Source organism: Streptomyces sp. BK79, from assembly GCF_044142145.1.
GTDB lineage: Bacteria > Actinomycetota > Actinomycetes > Streptomycetales > Streptomycetaceae > Streptomyces.
The window spans coordinates 220,244-236,158 of the sequence record NZ_JBHVOC010000002.1 but is presented as its reverse complement, the minus strand read 5'-3'; the positions used below and the strand labels follow the sequence as shown (position 1 = coordinate 236,158).

General features: G+C 71.4%; 14 protein-coding genes. 12 read left to right on the top strand and 2 right to left on the bottom strand.

Annotation, left to right across the window (positions count from 1 at the left end; genetic code table 11):
* Positions 1 to 84 precede the first annotated feature (84 nt).
* The 12 genes from ACFIF2_RS03105 to ACFIF2_RS03050 all read left to right on the top strand — a co-directional run bounded on the left by ACFIF2_RS03105 (position 85) and on the right by ACFIF2_RS03050 (position 11,775).
* Complete coding sequence (locus tag ACFIF2_RS03105; protein WP_395570888.1) at positions 85 to 840, top strand: GntR family transcriptional regulator; 756 nt, start codon at positions 85 to 87, stop codon at positions 838 to 840.
* Positions 841 to 981: 141 nt separating this feature from the next.
* Positions 982 to 2,106 carry a TIGR03364 family FAD-dependent oxidoreductase gene (locus ACFIF2_RS03100; RefSeq protein WP_395570887.1) on the top strand — a complete coding sequence of 375 codons (1,125 nt, stop codon included), beginning with the start codon at positions 982 to 984 and terminating at the stop codon, positions 2,104 to 2,106.
* An 8-nt stretch (positions 2,107 to 2,114) separates the two neighbouring features.
* Positions 2,115 to 2,846, top strand: a complete 732-nt coding sequence (locus tag ACFIF2_RS03095; RefSeq protein ID WP_395570886.1) for an HAD family hydrolase — start codon at positions 2,115 to 2,117, stop codon at positions 2,844 to 2,846.
* Positions 2,846 to 3,910 carry an ABC transporter ATP-binding protein gene (locus tag ACFIF2_RS03090; RefSeq protein WP_395570885.1) on the top strand — a complete coding sequence of 355 codons (1,065 nt, stop codon included), beginning with the start codon at positions 2,846 to 2,848 and terminating at the stop codon, positions 3,908 to 3,910. The genes ACFIF2_RS03095 and ACFIF2_RS03090 overlap by 1 nt, the downstream gene beginning before the upstream one ends.
* The gene (locus ACFIF2_RS03085; RefSeq protein ID WP_395570884.1) at positions 3,903 to 4,772 is read left to right on the top strand and encodes a 2-aminoethylphosphonate ABC transporter permease subunit; all 870 of its coding nucleotides are present in this window, start codon (positions 3,903 to 3,905) and stop codon (positions 4,770 to 4,772) included. The genes ACFIF2_RS03090 and ACFIF2_RS03085 overlap by 8 nt, the downstream gene beginning before the upstream one ends.
* Positions 4,759 to 5,556 carry an ABC transporter permease gene (locus ACFIF2_RS03080; protein WP_395570883.1) on the top strand — a complete coding sequence of 266 codons (798 nt, stop codon included), beginning with the start codon at positions 4,759 to 4,761 and terminating at the stop codon, positions 5,554 to 5,556. Before ACFIF2_RS03085 ends, ACFIF2_RS03080 begins: the two co-directional genes overlap by 14 nt.
* 42 nt (positions 5,557 to 5,598) lie before the next feature.
* Positions 5,599 to 6,651 carry a 2-aminoethylphosphonate ABC transporter substrate-binding protein gene (locus ACFIF2_RS03075; RefSeq protein ID WP_395570882.1) on the top strand — a complete coding sequence of 351 codons (1,053 nt, stop codon included), beginning with the start codon at positions 5,599 to 5,601 and terminating at the stop codon, positions 6,649 to 6,651.
* Between the two features lie 119 nt (positions 6,652 to 6,770).
* On the top strand, positions 6,771 to 8,252 hold the full coding sequence (locus ACFIF2_RS03070; protein WP_395571040.1) for an alkaline phosphatase family protein: 1,482 nt from the start codon (positions 6,771 to 6,773) through the stop codon (positions 8,250 to 8,252).
* A gap of 264 nt (positions 8,253 to 8,516) precedes the next feature.
* Positions 8,517 to 9,296: an HAD-IIA family hydrolase gene (locus tag ACFIF2_RS03065; RefSeq protein WP_395570881.1), complete on the top strand. Its 780-nt coding sequence runs from the start codon at positions 8,517 to 8,519 to the stop codon at positions 9,294 to 9,296.
* A gap of 111 nt (positions 9,297 to 9,407) precedes the next feature.
* A complete protein-coding gene (locus tag ACFIF2_RS03060; protein ID WP_395570880.1) occupies positions 9,408 to 9,971 on the top strand; it encodes a hypothetical protein in 564 nt (187 codons plus the stop codon).
* A 2-nt stretch (positions 9,972 to 9,973) separates the two neighbouring features.
* On the top strand, positions 9,974 to 10,642 hold the full coding sequence (locus ACFIF2_RS03055) for a class F sortase (RefSeq protein WP_395570879.1): 669 nt from the start codon (positions 9,974 to 9,976) through the stop codon (positions 10,640 to 10,642).
* Positions 10,643 to 10,740: 98 nt separating this feature from the next.
* A complete protein-coding gene (locus ACFIF2_RS03050; RefSeq protein ID WP_395570878.1) occupies positions 10,741 to 11,775 on the top strand; it encodes a glycoside hydrolase family 6 protein in 1,035 nt (344 codons plus the stop codon).
* Positions 11,776 to 11,869: 94 nt separating this feature from the next.
* On the opposite strand, the gene ACFIF2_RS03045 is transcribed toward ACFIF2_RS03050, so the two are convergent.
* Together ACFIF2_RS03045 and ACFIF2_RS03040 are read right to left on the bottom strand one after the other, a co-directional pair.
* Positions 11,870 to 13,807 carry a galactose oxidase-like domain-containing protein gene (locus ACFIF2_RS03045; RefSeq protein ID WP_395570877.1) on the bottom strand — a complete coding sequence of 646 codons (1,938 nt, stop codon included), beginning with the start codon at positions 13,805 to 13,807 and terminating at the stop codon, positions 11,870 to 11,872.
* Entirely contained in the window at positions 13,804 to 15,783 is a 1,980-nt protein-coding gene (locus ACFIF2_RS03040) for a glycosyltransferase family 2 protein (RefSeq protein WP_395570876.1), read from the bottom strand. Before ACFIF2_RS03040 ends, ACFIF2_RS03045 begins: the two co-directional genes overlap by 4 nt.
* Positions 15,784 to 15,915 lie beyond the last annotated feature (132 nt).

The following is a 15,915-nucleotide window of genomic DNA, read 5'->3' as shown; positions in this document are numbered from 1 at the left end:
GCCCCCGGCCACCCCGCGCCCCCGGCCACCCCGCGCCCCCGGCCACCCCGCCGCCCCGCCACCCCCATCTGCGACGATCCCTGCGTGGACTACCCGAACGACCAGGCCCCGGGCGCCCCCGTCCGCTCCGGGATCCCGGAGCACGGCCGCGTGCCGAAGTACTACGCCGTCAAGGCGCGGATCGACCGTCTGGTCGGCGAGCTGGGGGAGGGCAGCGCCATCCCCACCGAACGGGACCTCGCCGAGCGGTACGAGGTCGCCCGCGAGACCGTGCGGCAGGCCCTGCGCGAACTCGTCCTGGAGGGCAAGCTGCGCCGGCAGGGGCGCGGCACCGTCGTCGCGGGCCCCAAGCTGGAGCAGCCGCTGTCGCTGGCCAGCTACACCGAGGGCGTCCGGCGCCAGGGCCGTACCCCCGGCCGTGCGCTCGTCACCCTGGACCGCTTCCCCTGCCCCGACGCGCTCGCCGCCGAGACCGGCCTCACGCGCGGGGAGCCCGTCTGGCACCTGGAGCGCGTGCTGCTCGCGGACGACGAGCGGGTCGGCCTGGAGAGCACGTACGTCGCCGTGGCCCGCATCCCGGACCTGGACACCGCGTTCGACCCGGACTCGTCCTTCTACGCGCACCTCGCCGAGCAGGGCATCGCCTTCGGCGACGCCGACGAACGCATCGAGACCGTGCTCGCCACTCCGCGCGAGGCCCTCCTCATCGGCACCCCGCCGGCCCTCCCGATGCTGCTGATCCACCGCGTCTCCCGGGACACGGGGGGCCGTCCGCTGGAGCGCGTGCGGACGCTCTACCGCGGCGACCGCTTCTCCTTCACCACCCACCTGCGCGGCTGAAAATCGCCCTCGCGGACCCCTTCACACGCCCCGCTCGGATCACGAAAAGGTAACGGGTCTAGCCCAAACGTGTCGGCCAGTTCACCCTCTCGTTGTCAGCCGGATTCTTCCGGTTCCCCGATGACAAGGAGTGTGGCGGTCGTGAGAGTGATAGTCGTCGGAGCCGGCGTGGTGGGCACCATGCACGCCTGGCACGCAGTGAACCGCGGCCACGAGGTCGTACAGATCGAGCGCGAGACCGAGGCGCGCGGCGCCTCCCTGCGCAATTTCGGCCAGATCTGGGTCAGTGGCCGTGCGAGTGGAGAGGAACTGGAGACCGCGCTGCGGGCGCGGGAGCTGTGGGAGGAGATCGGCGGCCGGGTCCCGGCGCTGGGCTTCCGCCCGAACGGCTCCCTGACCCCGCTCCGCGGCGACCTGGAACGCGCCGTCGCCGAGGCGGCCGTCGCCCGCCCGGACGCCGCCGCCCGCGGCCACAAGCTGCTCACCCCCGGTGAGGCGCGGGCCCTGAACCCGGCCCTGCGCGGCGAGTTCGACGCCGCCCTGTACTGCGAGCGCGACGCGGCCGTCGAGCCGCGCACCGCCCAGCTCGCCCTGCGCGCGGAACTGAGCAAGTCCCCGCGCTACACCTTCCTGCCCGGCCGCGAGGTCCGCGACGTCATCGGCGAGAGGGCCGTCCGCGACGACCACGGCGACACGCACACCGGCGACGTCGTCGTCCTGTGCACGGGAGCCTGGCTGGGCGGCCTGGTGCGCGAACTGGCCGGACCCGACCTGCCCGTGCGCCGGGTCCGGCTGCAGATGATGCAGACCGACCCCCTCGGCGAACCGCTGACCACCTCGGTCGCCGACGCCGACAGCTTCCGCTACTACCCCGCCTACGGCTCGCCCGCCCTGGACGAGCTGAACGCGCGGCAGCCGCAGCCGGCCACGGCGGCGGAGCACAAGATGCAGCTGCTGATGGTGCAACGCGCCGACGGCGGCCTGACCATCGGCGACACCCACGAGTACGAGCACCCCTTCGCCTTCGACACCCTCGAAGACCCCTACGAGCACCTCACCGGCGTCGTCGAGTCCCTCCTCGGCCGTCCGCTGCCGAGGATCCGCCGCCGCTGGGCCGGGGTGTACGCGCAGTGCACCGACAAGAGCCGCGTCGTGCACCGCCAGCGGGTGCGCGACGGCGTGTGGCTGGTCACCGGGCCCGGCGGGCGCGGCATGACCTGCTCACCCGCGATAGCCGAGACCACCGCGAACGAACTGGGCTGGTGAAACCCCCTATGACCACCCCCGCGACCACCGCCGCGACCACCCCCGTGGTCCCCACCGACATCCGCCTCGTCGTCCTCGACATGGCCGGTACCACCGTCGCCGACGGCGGCCTCGTCGAGCGCGCCTTCGACACCGCCGCCCGCGACCTGGGCGTCGAGCCGGGCACCCCGGACCACGCCGAGAAGCTGGACTACGTCCGGGCCACCATGGGCGAGTCCAAGATCTCCGTCTTCCGGCACCTGTTCGGCGACGAGGACCGTGCCCAGCGCGCCAACGCCGCCTTCGAGAAGGCGTACGGCGAACTCGTCGACGGCGGTCTCATCGCCCCGCTCCCCGGCGCCCGCGAGGCCGTCGAGGAGCTGACGGCCGACGGCCGCACCGTCGTCCTGACCACCGGCTTCGCCCGCGTCACCCAGGACGCCATCCTGGACGCGCTCGGCTGGCGGGAACTGGTGCCGCTCACCCTGTGCCCCGCCGACGCGGGCGGGCGCGGACGGCCGTACCCGGACATGGTGCTGGAGGCGTTCCTGCGCACCAAGGCCGCCGACGGCGTCCACCAGGTCGCCGTCGTCGGCGACACCTCGTACGACGTGCTCAGCGGTGTCCGGGCCGGCGCCGGCCTGGTCGCCGGGGTGCGCACCGGGGCCCACGGCGACGACGCCTTCCGCGAGGCGGGCGCCGGCCACGTGCTGGACTCCGTCGCCGGCCTGCCCGCCCTCCTGCGGGGAGCGGCCGGCTGATGAGCACCGCAAGCAGCGGCATCCGCTTCGACTCGGTCACCGTCGCCTACGACGGCAACGTCGTCCTGGACGCCCTCGACCTCACCGTCGAACCGGGCGAGGTCATGGCGCTGCTGGGGCCGTCCGGATCCGGCAAGACCACCGCGCTGCGGGCGGTCGCCGGGTTCGTACGGCCCGCCTCGGGGCGGGTGTTCCTCGGTGACCGCGACGTCACCGACCTGCCCCCGCACCGGCGGGGCATCGGCATGGTCGTCCAGCAGTACGCCCTGTTCCCGCACATGCGGGTCGAGGACAACGTCGCCTTCGGGCTGAAGGCCCGCAAGGTCGCCAAGGCCGAGATCCGCACCCGGGTCGCCGAGGCGCTGGAGATGACCGGCATGGGCGCCTACGCCCGCCGCTACCCCCGCGAACTCTCCGGCGGCCAGCAGCAGCGCGTCGCCATCGCCCGCGCCCTCGCGATCCGCCCCGACGTCCTGCTCCTCGACGAGCCGCTGTCCGCGCTGGACGCCCAGCTCCGCTCCGGGATGCTCGCCGAACTGGCCCGCCTGCACCGCGAACTGCCCGACGTGTCGATCCTCTACGTCACCCACGACCAGGTGGAGGCGCTGACCCTCGCCGACCGGATCGCGGTCATGGACAAGGCCCGCCTGCAGGCGTGCGGCACGCCCCGGGAGCTGTACCGGGCGCCGGCCAACGAGTTCACCGCGTCCTTCGTCGGCAACGCGAACCTGCTGCCCGTGACGGTGGGCGCCCAGGGAGTGGCCTTCGGCGGCGCCGAGATCAAGGTCGACACGGCGGACGCCGCGCCGGGCGCCTTCGCCACCCTGTGCGTACGGCCGCACCTCGTCGGACTCGGCGACGGCCCCAACCGGCTCACCGGCACCGTCGGCGAGATCCAGTGGCGGGGCGCCACCCACCGGCTCTACGTCGACGTGGACGGCCACCGCGTCATGGCCGACCTGCGCGAGCTGCGGGAGCCGCCCGCCCACGGCGACGAGGTCACCCTGCACTTCGCCCCGGACGACGCGGTGCTGCTCACGGCCGAGGTGGGTGGACATGGCTAGCGCGACGATCAGCACCCCGGCCGGGACGGAACGGGCCCGGCCGGGGACGCCCGCCTGGGTGTGGGCCCTGCCCCCCGTGGCCCTCCTCGCCCTCGTCTTCCTCTACCCCCTCGCCCTCGTCGTCCAGCAGTCCTTCCAGCCCGACACCGGCGGCACCTCCCTGGAGCCCTACGCCGACGTCTTCGCGTCGGGGGCGTTCCGCGAGGCGCTGTGGACCACCGTGTGGCTGGCGGTGGCCGCCACCGTCGGCTGCCTGGTGCTCGGGTTCGCGCTCGCGCTGGTCATCGCCTTCGTGCCGTTCCCGGGGGCGAAGGCGGTGGCCCGCTTCATCGACGTCTTCCTGTCCTTCCCGTCCTTCCTGATCACGCTCGCCCTGCTGTTCATCTACGGCACGGTCGGCATGGCCAACGGCGCGTGGACCGACGTCACGGGCGCCGCCCAGGGGCCCTTCCAGTTCCTGACCACGCCGTGGGGCGTCCTGCTGGCGGAGATCACGTACTTCACGCCGTTCGTGATGCGCCCGCTGCTCGCCGCGTTCTCGCAGCTGGACACCGGGCAGCTGGAGGCCGCCAGTTCGCTGGGCGCCCGCGCGCCGCGCATCATCCGGCGGATCATCCTGCCGGAGGCGCTGCCCGCCCTCGCGGCCGGCGGCAGCCTGGTCCTCGTCCTGTGCCTGAACGAGTTCGGCATCGTGCTCTTCACCGGCGCCAAGGGCGTCACGACCCTGCCGACGATGGTCTACGGCAAGGCGATCCTGGAGTCCGACTACCCGGGCGCCTGCGTGGTCGCCGTCGTCAACGTCCTGATCTCCGTGGGCCTCTACGGCCTCTACCGGGTGGTGAGCCGCCGTGCTGGTGCATAACCGCGGGGCGAGGTGGGTCGTGTGGGCCCTCTTCCTGCTCCTCTCCCTGCCCCTGTTCGCCCTTCCGCTCCTCGTCGTCCTCGCCGCCTCGTTCGCCACGAACTGGTCCAGCGTCCTGCCCTCCGGCTTCACCACCGCCCACTACGAGGCGGCGACCCGGGGCGAGGCCCTCCAGGCGCTCACCACCAGCCTGGTCACCGCCCTCACCGCCAGCCTGCTGGCCCTGGCCGCCGGCACCTGGGCGGCGCTCGCGGCGGCGGCGCTCGGCAAGCGGTCCCGCAAGGTGCTCGACGCCCTGTTCGTGCTGCCGGTCGCCGTGCCCTCCGTCGTCGTCGGCCTCGCCACCCTGGTGGCCTTCTCCCAGCCGCCGATGCTGCTCAACGGCACCCGCTGGATCGTGATCATCGCCCACTCGGTGCTGGTCACCGCCTTCGCCTACCAGTCCGTGTCCGCGGCGATCACCCGCCTCGACCCGGCCTACGAACAGGCCGCCGCGTCCCTCGGCGCCTCCCCGGCGTACGTGCTGTGGCGGGTGCGGCTGCCGCTGCTGCTGCCGTCCCTGACCGCCGCCGCCGGCCTCTGCTTCGCCCTGTCCATGGGCGAGCTGAGCGCCACGATGATGCTCTACCCGCCCGACTGGACCCCGCTGCCGGTCCTGATCTACGCCTCCACCGACCGCGGCGCCCTGTTCACCGGTTCCGCCATCGCCGTCGTCCTGATGGCGGCGACCCTGCTGGTGCTGCTCGCCGTCTCCCGGATCCGCACCCGCGCCTCCTACCGGTAACCACCCGCTCCCGCCCCTGCCACGCAAGGAGTTCACCTCGCCATGCGCAAGAACGCCCTCAAGCCGATCGCCGCCCTCGCCGTCCTCGCCGCCGCGCTGACCGCCTGCTCCGGCACCTCCGCCGCCTCCGACGAGAACGTCGTCACCGTCTACAGCGCCGACGGCCTCAAGGGCGAGAACGGCGACGGCTGGTACGACCAGGTCTTCAAGGACTTCGAGAAGGAGACCGGCATCAAGGTCGAGTACGTCGAGGGCGGCTCGGGGGAGATGGTGCAGCGCGCCACCCGCGAGAAGCGCAACGCCCAGGCCGACGTACTCGTCACCCTGCCGCCGTTCATCCAGCAGGCCGATACCAAGGGCCTGCTCCAGAAGTACTCCCCGAAGGGCGCCGACCAGGTCAGCGGCGCCGACAAGGCCGCGAACGGCACCTGGACCGCCGTCGTCAACAACTACTTCGGGTTCATCCAGAACAAGAAGGAGCTGAAGCAGGCCCCCGCCACCTGGGAGGACCTGCTCGACCCGAAGTACAAGAACAAGCTCCAGTACTCCACCCCCGGCGTCGCCGGCGACGGCACCGCCGTCCTCATCAAGGCCATGCACGACTTCGGCGGCGAGAAGCCCGCCATGGAGTACCTGAAGAAGCTCCAGGCCAACAACGTCGGCCCGTCCGCCTCCACCGGCAAGCTCGCCCCCAAGGTCGACAAGGGCGAGCTGCTGGTCGCCAACGGCGACGTGCAGATGAACTTCGCCCAGTCCAAGTCCATGCCGAACCTCGGCATCTGGTTCCCGGCCCGCGAGGGCGGCAGGCCCACCACCTTCGCCCTGCCCTACGCCGCCGGCCTGGTCACCGACGCCCCGCACAGCGAGAACGGCAGGAAGCTCCTGGACTTCATGCTGAGCCAGAAGGCGCAGCGGCAGGTCAGCGAGATCGGCGGCGGCTTCGCGGCCCGCCAGGACGTCAAGGCCACCGACGCCAACGCCGTCGCGCTCACCAAGCTGATGGACGGCGTCGAGGTCTTCGAGCCCGACTGGGCCGACATCGAGAAGAACCTGACCTCCTACATCGACTCCTGGAAGTCGGCCACCGGCAACTGACCGGCCGGCTCCGGCCCCCGCCCACCGCACCGCCCCTGGCACCACCACCGGGGGCGTTGCCATGCCCTGCCCGCACGCCCTCACCCCGTCCCGCACCGGAGGACCACGTGTCGCACCGCATGTCCCGCCGCTCCCTGCTCCTGTCCGCCGCCGCCCTCGCGGCCACCGCCGGCCCCCTCGCCGCCACCGCCCGCGCCGCCGCCAGGACCCCCAAGGTCCTCGTCATCGGCCTCGACGGCGCCCTGCTCACCCGCATCAAGGACGCCACCGCACCGCATCTCGACGCCCTCATGGCGGCCGGCCTCACCGCCCCCAGCAGCATCTACGCGAACCCCCTGGCGCCCACCGTGTCCGGACCCGGCTGGTCCACCCTCATCACCGGCGTCTGGCCCGACAAGCACAACGTCAAGGACAACTCCTTCACCGGGCACAAGCTCGCCCAGTACCCCGACTTCCTCACCCGGATCGAGACCGCGAAGCCGTCCCTGTCGACGTACGCCGTCTCCTCCTGGGCCCCGATCACCGACACGATCTTCTCCCCGAAGGCCGACACCCGCGTCTCCACCCCGGGCGCCGAGTACGACACCGGCACCACCTCCCGCGCGGTCGCCCGGCTCAGGGACGCGGACCCCGACGCGGTCTTCGTCCAGCTCGACAACATCGACCACGCCGGGCACAGCCACGGTGCCGCGAGCCAGGTCTACCTGGACGCCGTCCGCACCGCCGACGCCCAGGTCGGCCAGATGGTGAACGCGGTGAAGTCCCGCGCCTCGTACGCCGCCGAGGACTGGCTGATCATGGTCACCGCCGACCACGGCCACACCGACGCCGGCGGCCACGGCGGCTCCACCCTCGCCGAACGCCAGACCTTCCTGATCGCGACCGGCCCCACCCTCGCCCCCGGCTCCGTCCGGTACGACGTGAAGATGCCGGACGTCGCCGCCTCCGCCCTCGCCCACCTCGGCATCGCCATCGACCCGGCGTGGGACCTGGACGGCCGCCCCGTCCAGCAGCCCCAGCCCGACGACTTCGACGCCCTGCGCGCGCGGCTGACCGCACGCACCGACGAGACCGGCATCCCCGCCACCGTCCTCGGGTACACCCACACCCCGCCCGCCGGCTGGTCCGTCGACAACTCCGCGATGGGCACCGGCGGCGTCACCGAATGGCGCGGCTGGTCCTTCACCACCGACGAGTTCTGGACCGCCGCCCAGCGCGACCAGGCCCGCGAGTCCAACGTCCGCGCCCGCGGCGTCTTCGCGGTCGCCGACGGCGACGAGTGGCAGGACCGGACCTTCACCGGCACCTTCGACTCCACCCTGGTCAGCCCGGCCTACCCGGTCACCGGAGGCCGCACCGCCACGCTGACCTACACCACCTACTACCGCCACGAGTCCCCGCAGAAGGGCGAGGTCCTCGTCTCCTACGACGGCGCCGCCCCCGTCACCGTCCGCACCTACACCGCCGACGTGCCCTCCCGCACCGAGACGGTCACCCTCCAGGTCCCGTCCGGAGCGAGCACGGCCCGCGTCCGCTTCCGCTACACCGGCGGCAACAACTGGTACTGGGTGATCGACGGGGTTCGTCTCACACAGTCCTGACCAGGGCCTGCCTTTCGGATCATGCCGGGGTCGCGGGGTCTGGCACGCGCATCTGCGGCGTTGTCGTCGGTTGCCAGGGCTCCGCTCTGTCGCCCTCCTCCGCCTTGCAGCCGCACGCACCAGACCCCGCTCGAGTCGGCCAGGAGGTGCCGTAGATCGGAGCCGGCCTGATCCGAAAGGCAGGCCCTAGGCTGGGGGGCGTCGGTACGCCGTGGTTCCGGCGCCCCGCCCATGCCCCACCGCACGCCAGGGAGTTCGTTGCACATGGCAGACCGCAAGCCCGTCGAGTCGTGGCTCACCGACATGGACGGCGTCCTCATCCACGAGGGCGTGCCGATCCCCGGCGCCGACGCCTTCATCAAGAGGCTCCGCGAGTCCGGCAAGCCCTTCCTGGTGCTCACCAACAACTCGATCTACACCCCGCGCGACCTGCACGCCCGGCTGCGGCGCATGGGCCTGGAGGTGCCGGTCGAGTCCATCTGGACCTCGGCGCTGGCCACCGCCAAGTTCCTGGACGACCAGCGGCCCGGCGGTTCGGCGTACGTCATCGGCGAGGCCGGCCTGACCACCGCCCTGCACGACATCGGCTACATCCTCACCGACCACGAGCCCGACTACGTGGTCCTCGGCGAGACCCGCACCTACTCCTTCGAGGCCATGACCAAGGCGGTCCGGCTGATCAACGGCGGCGCCCGCTTCATCTGCACCAACCCCGACGAGACCGGCCCCTCCACCGAGGGTCCGCTCCCGGCGACCGGCGCGGTGGCCGCCCTGATCACCAAGGCGACCGGCAAGCAGCCCTACTTCGCGGGCAAGCCCAACCCGCTGATGATGCGCACCGGCCTCAACGCGATCGGCGCCCACTCCGAGACCAGCGCGATGATCGGCGACCGCATGGACACCGACGTGCTGGCCGGCATCGAGGCGGGGATGCAGACCTACCTCGTCCTCACCGGCCTGACCCGGCCCGAGCAGGTCGAGCACTTCCCGTACCGCCCCTCCAAGGTGGTCGACTCGATCGCCGACCTGGTCGAACAGGTCTGAGACCGGTAAACCCGGCATCCCCCGGTATGACCCGTTCGGAGCAGTGGGGCCCCCGCGCAGGATGCGGGGGCCCCTGACGCGGGGGAGCCTCCAGGTAACTGGAGGTACACGATGGGCTCACTGAAAGTCACTCTCTGTGCCGGTGCCGCGCTCGCCGCGGCCCTCGCACCGATCGCGCCGATCGCTTCGGCCGCGCACGCGGTGGACGGGGGAGGCGTCTCGGTGTCTCCGTCCGCACCCGCCCCCGGCAGCGACGTCAGGCTCCGCGTGGCCGACTGCACCGAGAAGACGGCCGTCGTCGGGTCGGCGGCGTTCGTCTCGGACGTGAAGCTCTCCCTGTCGGCTTCCGACGGCGTCCTCGTCGGGGCGGGCACCGTCCGCTCCACCGTGACGGCCGGCGCGTACACCGTGCGGGTCAGGTGCGGGGACGAGGCCCGCGAGGGCACCCTCACCGTCGGACAGCACCGGCACCCCGGCGCCCACGCCTCGCCCGTAGCCCCCGTCGACGCGGGCGGCGGCGGCACCGCACGGCTGGCCGCCGCGGACACCCGGGACGAGGCCCGCCCCGAGCCTCCCGGCACGGCGCACACCGTGACCGGCCTGGTCCTCGCGGGCATCGCCGCCGTCGCCGTCGCGCTGCGCGGCGTCCGCAGCCGGAGCCGCGGGACGGACTGACCATGTCACGACAGGACCGGCCCACCGTCGGCCCGGGCCGCCTGGTGACCGGCACCGCCTGGGTGGTGCTGCTCCTCGGGCTCTGGCTGTGGGGCCGCGAGGCCACCGACGTGCGCGAGGGCATATCCCGGCCGGCCACCGGCGACATGGCGGCGGCCGGCCGGCCCCCCGACGTACCACTGCCACCCGCCCTGGAACCCCTCGGCGCGGCCGCCCCGCAGCGGCTCGACATCCCCGGACTCGGCATCCGGGCACCGGTCGTGGCCCGCGGCCTCGACGCCAAGGGCGCGATCGAACCGCCGCCCTTCGACCGGCCCGGCTCCGTCGGCTGGTACGCGGCCGGAGTGGCCCCCGGAGCCGCCGGGACCGCGCTGATGGTCGGCCACGTCGACACCGAGACCCGGCCCGCCGTCTTCTACGAGGTCAGCACCCTGGAGCCCGGCGAGACGATCCGCGTGCTCCGCGACGACGGCGAGCGGGCCGAGTTCACCGTCGACGACGTCCAGGTCCTCACCCGCGACGGCTTCGACGCCCAGCAGGCCTACGGGCCCCGCACCACGGGCCGGGCCGAACTCCGCCTGATCACCTGCGGCGGCACCTTCGACCGCGCCACCGGCACCTACACGGCCAACGTGGTGGTCTCGGCGTATCTCACCGGCACCGGTTCCTGAGCGGCCCTGGGGCGGGTGCGCCGGTGCCCGGGGCCCTCGTGGGTGCCGGAGGCGTATGTCAGGATTGAGCCTTGGAACAGTGCACCCAGGGGGGTCGGATGTACGGCAGCAGGGGGGCCGGAAGCATGGTGTCCACGAGGCGGGCGACCGCGGTAGCGCTGGGGGCGGCGCTGCTGCTCGCGGGCTGCTCCTCGTCGTCGGACGGCGAGGGCGGGGACCAGGAGAAGAACGCGGGCGCCGGGATAACGCAACAGCCCAAGGAGGCCGACCCGTTCTGGGTCAATCCGGACGGCAACGCGGCCCAGCAGCTGGCGGCCCTGGAGAAGTCGGACAAGAAGGACCAGGCGGAGCAGATCCGCAAGATCGCCCAGCAGCCCACCGGCGAGTGGATCAGCCCGGAGAACCCCGAGGAGCAGGCCCGCGGCTTCACCGAGGCCGCCGACAAGGCCGGCCGCACCGCGCTGCTCGTCCTCTACAACATCCCGCACCGCGACTGCGGCCAGTACTCGGGCGGCGGCGCCGCCGACGGCGACGCGTACCGCGCCTTCGTCGACGGGGTCGCCAAGGGCATCGGCGACCGCTCCGCCACGGTCGTCCTGGAACCGGACGCGGTCCTGCACCTGGTGGACGGCTGCACCCCGGAGCAGTTCCACGAGGAGCGCTACGACCTCCTCAAGGGCGCCATCGGCAAGCTCACCGCGCTGAAGAACACCAAGGTCTACCTGGACGCGGGCAACGCCGGCTGGGGCAACCCCGACCAGATCTTCGAGCCGCTGAAGTGGGCGGGCATCGACCAGGCCGACGGCTTCTCGGTCAACGTCTCGAACTTCTACACCACCGAGGACTCCATCGCCTACGGCAAGGAGCTGTCCGCCAAGGTCGGCGGCAAGCACTTCGTCATCGACACCAGCCGCAACGGCAACGGGCCCTACACCGAGGGCGCCCCGGACGAACGCTGGTGCAACCCGCCGGGCCGCGCCCTCGGCGAGACCCCGACGACGAAGACCGCCGACCCCCTCGTGGACGCCTACCTGTGGGTCAAGCGCCCCGGGGAGTCGGACGGCGAGTGCAAGGGCGGCCCGAAGGCCGGCGAGTGGTGGCCGGAGTACGCCTTGAAGCTGGCGCAAGGATAGACGCCCCAGGGGCGCGGGGAACTGCGCGATCAACCACAACGCTCCCCGCGCCCGACGACACACCCGCGGGAGCGCTACGGCCCCCGCGGGAGCGCTACGGCACCCGCACCCACTGCGCCTTGGAGGGCGTCCCCTCCCCGTCCGTCACGAACATCATGTACCAGCCCGCCTGGACGAGGTTCTTGTTCTCCGGCACGGTCACCGTCAGCTTGTCCCCGTCGGCCTTGAAGTCCAGCGCGATCGACCGCTGGTCCACGTCCGTGACGTGCGTGGAGGCGCTCGGCCGGATCAGCCGCACCTTCTTCACCGAAGCCGCCGCCCGGGACGTGAACGTCCCCGACTCCCCGCGCGCGATGGTCTGCGGCCCCCCGGAGAGGTCCGGCCGGGAATCCCGGTACAGGTACGGCGGCGTGTAGATCTCGATGCGCTGCTCGAACTTGCCCGGCTTGGTGTTGGCCTTGTCGGCGTAGAGCGAGTCCGACCCGAAGAACATCAGACGCCCGTCGGGCAGCAGGATCGAACCGGAGTGGTAGTTCCGGCCGACCAGCGGATCGGCGACCCGGTCGAACTCGTTGGTGTCCGGGTGGTACAGCCGGGCCTCGAGGATGTTGGAGTCGCTGCGGCCCCGGTAGTCCTCCGAACCGCCGGAGACCAGCACGCTGTCGTCGGGCAGGATCGAGGCCTGCGGGTAGCGCGTGCCCTTGTCCATCGGCGGCCCGTCCACGAACTTCGGGTCGTCCGCCTTCAGGTCGACGATCCGGGTCTTCTCGCTGGACAGCTTGGACTCGCCGACCCCGCCCCCGCCGATCACCATGTACTTCTCGTCCTGCGCCGGCGGCAGCAGCAGCGAGTTGGCGGTCTCCAGCATGTCGGCGTCGCTCAGCCCGGGGACCTTGGTGAACTCGTTGGTCTCCACGTCCCAGACGCCCGGGTCGCGGCCCACGTCGTCGGGGCCGTAACCGGCGTTCGCCCCCGAGTAGAAGACCTTGCCGTTCTGCATCAGGAACAGCGCCGGGTACGTCGGGAACTGGCGGACCTTGTCGGTGTAGGTCCACTTCTTGGTCTCGGGGTCGTAGATCTCGTTCTTGCCCGGGACCAGCTGGCCGATGTCGTCGAGGCCGGAGACGCTGAGGATCTTCCCGTCGCTCAGCGTGGTGAGCGTCGGGTACCAGCGGGCCTCGTGCATCGGATCGACCTTGATGTACTTCTCGGCGACCGGGTCGAACTCGAAGGCGTCCCGGATGCCCTGGAAGTCCTTCTTGTCGAGGGCGAGCTTCTGCGCGATGCCGTACGTGTTGCGGGCGTCGTCGCCCGACAGTCCCTCGACGGTGTAGTTGTCCTGGGTGCCGGTCTCGTACTGCCGGCCGCTCTTCTGCGCCTCGACGTAGATCCGGCCGAGGCCCGGGTCGTTGCGCAGGAACTCGCCGGTCGCCTTGTCGAAGACCTTCTTGGCGCGGGGCACCAGCACCGGGTCCTTGGAGACGAACGTCTTGCCGTTCTCCTTGCCGGTGAACCTCGTGCCCGCCGGCAGCGTGATCGGCTCGTCCGGGTTCTCGTTGTGCACGATCATCAGGCCGCCGGCCTTGGTGACGTCACCCTTGAGCTTCTCGTACCGCTTGGTGCCGCCCGCGATGAGCAGGTTGCCGTTGGCGAGCTGGGTGTGGCCGGTGCAGAACAGGTCGGTGGGCGTCGGCACCGTCTTGATGGTGCCCTTGACCGGGTCCCAGATCCGGGTGTCGAACTTCTTCGCGTCGAAGTTGTCCTGGTTGTTGCCCGACCCGGCGACGAGCAGCACCTTGCCGGTGCGCAGCAGCGCCGCGTGGATGGTGTTCTGCCGGTACTTCTCGGGAAACTCGATGATCTCCCACTTGCCGTTGGCGGCCTTGTACTCCGGCTGGTCGATCTTGTACTGGTGGTATTTCTCGGTTCCGAAGCGGTAGAGCCACGGCCCGTTCATCCCGGCCAGCGCTACTACCACCGCCGTGCCTATCGCGAAGCGACGGGCGCGGCGGCGGCCGGCACGGTCTTTCATTCCTTACGTCCCCCAAGTCCACCAAGGGCGATCTGCATGGTCTGGTCGTTGCCCCCGTCGGCGGGAGCCGCCCAGCTGGGCTTCTGCTGCGGCGCGTGCGGCGCGTACGCCTGGTCGGGCGCCTGCTGCTGCGCCGGGACCCGCGGCGCGGGCTCCTCCGTCGCGGCCGGCGGCCGCTTCTTCGCCTTCCGCATCTCGTGACGCCAGGCGAACATCGGCGAGGCGGTGATCAGCAGGGCGAACGTCGCCCAGATGATCATCGCGGGGTGCGAGTGGCCGAAGACGAAGCCGGCCGTGATCGAGCCGGCGAAGATCACGATGAAGTACCAGTGGTACCGGAAGGTCCCGAACCAGGTGTCCGGGCTGGCGGAGTCGCCCTTCGGCGTCACCACGAACTTGCTCTTGCGGCGCAGCACCGAGTCGATGAGGGCCTTGGCGTACAGCGGCGCCGACAGCGCGGACATCACCATGCCGGCCACCCCGCCGGAGCCCTCGGGCTCGTGCGGCGAGACGTTGTGGCGGCGGTTCCAGACGTACAGGCCGATCTGGAGGGCGGAGGCGTTGCCGTAGAGCATCAGCCAGACGGCCGGGTCGATGTTGACGCCCGAGGCGCCCAGGCCCAGGAACAGGCAGCAGCTCAGCGCCGCCAGGATCCAGTTCAGGGCCGACATCGGGTAGAAGATGATCATCATCGTGTAGTTGAAGAGCTTGCTCGGCGGCAGCGAGTACCAGCCCTTCCAGTACTGCTTGAGGATCGTCTCGTACGTCCCTCGCGACCAGCGCATCTGCTGGGTGAAGAAGTCCGTCCAGGCGTTCGGGCCCTCGCCGACCGCGAGCACGTCCGGCGTGTAGACCGAGCGCCACTTGCGGCCGGTGGCCGGGTTCCTGTGGCGGTGGATCTCGAAGCCGGTCGCCATGTCCTCGGTGATCGAGTCGTACAGACCGCCGATCTGCTTGAGCGCGCTGATGCGCACCGCGTTCGAGGTGCCCACGAACATGGGGGAGCCGTAGCGGTTGCCCGCGCGCTGGATCAGGGCGTGGAAGAGGAACTGCTGAGACTCGGCGGCCTTGGTGATCGGGTTGTCGTAGTTGCCGTAGACCTGCGGGCCGATGACGAAGCCGACGTCCGGGTCGCGGAAGAAGCCGAGCATCCGCTCCAGGTAGTTGGGCAGCGGCACGTGGTCGGTGTCGACCGAGGCGAAGAAGTCGTAGGCGTCGCCGTGCGCGTCGAGCCAGGCGTTGTAGTTGCCGTGCTTGGTCTTGGCGCGGTGCGGGCCCTTGGGCATGTTCCACTTCGCGACGCCCTTGCGGGAGAAGTGGCGCACGCCGAGGCGCTCGCAGACCGCCTTCACCTCGGGGTCGTCGCCCTCGTCGAGGAGCCAGACGTGCATGACACCGCGGTGGCGGATCTTCACGGCCGCCTCCAGGGTCTTCGTCACCATCTCCAGCGGCTCCTTGCCGGGCACGAAGGAGGTGAGGAAGGCGACCCGGGTGCCGGTCTCGGGCACCACCGGGACCGGGTCCCGGGCGACCAGCGTCGCGTGCGCGTTCGACAGCACGTTCAGGCAGCGGAACAGCTCGATCAGGCCGATCGACACGAGCATCACGATGTCGAGCGTGGGCAGCCAGTCGAAGGCCGGGTAGTCGCGCTCGGTCCAGTGCGTGGGCTGGAGCAGCCACACCAGCAGCACCACCGACAGCAGCGGCGCCGCGGCCAGCATCAGGGCGACCCGGATGCGGTGCGGCTCCTGCGAGATCAGCGAGCGGTACTGCACCTGGTACGGCTTGTGCGGGTCGGGCTGGGTGAGGGGGCCCGCGAGGCGGCTGTAGTGCTCGTAGTCGTACCGCGGCAGGGTCTTCTTTATCCGGCGGAACGAACCGGTGTTCCAGGTCCGGTGCGAAGGCACCCGGAGCTGGGTGGTCTGGGACGGGTCCTGGTCGTGGTCCTGCCCGGCGCCCGTCGGCGTCGACGTCATGAGTCATCCCCCCACACGCGCGTCACGCGTGTTTCGTCGCTTACTTCGTCCGCTCCGGTCCCCCTCGACCTTCACGCACGTCACAGTGGTGGGTTGCTGTCACCACGGCATCCACACCTTATATAGACATGG